1 protein-coding gene is annotated in these 480 nt (G+C 67.5%); it reads right to left on the bottom strand.

Annotated features, from left to right (window positions below; genetic code table 11):
* Positions 1–464, bottom strand: a 464-nt coding sequence (locus tag AC2JF9_RS08655) for a L,D-transpeptidase family protein (protein ID WP_500726953.1), incomplete at its 3' end; no start/stop codon positions are given.
* Positions 465–480: the final 16 nt, after the last annotated feature.

The raw sequence follows: 480 nt of genomic DNA, 5'->3' as shown, positions 1-480 counted from the left end.
AGCGCATTGCGCTCGCCCGGCGGCTGCCGGATCGAGATCGTGTTGCCGCGCCGCACGACCTTGTAGCCCTGCCGTTCAGCATAGCCCGGATCCTCCGCGAGCCTGGGCAGGAACTCCTTCCTCAGAATGGAGGGCGGCACGTACCAGGACGGATTGACCACCGCATATTCCATCAACCCGGAGAAGACCGGCGACGGCGTATCCGGCTTGCCCGCGATCACGCGCGCCTCGTGCACGGTGCGACCCGCTTCGAACAGCCGGAGCCGGAATTCCGGAATGTTCACCGCGACATAGCGGTCACCGAGATCGCTCGGGAGCCAGCGCCAGCGCTCCATGTTGGCGACGAGGTCGCTCTCCAGCCGCGGGTTTGCATAGATGCCGGTCGGCCGCACGACGGGCGCGTCGTCGATCACCGCGATCGCCTGGGTGGTGGTCAGCTCGAGCTTCGGCCGGCGGCGCACCATCGGCGCAGTCGTAGGA

The organism is Lactobacillus sp. C449L (assembly GCF_059900815.1).
This window is presented reverse-complemented; position numbering and strand designations above follow the sequence as displayed.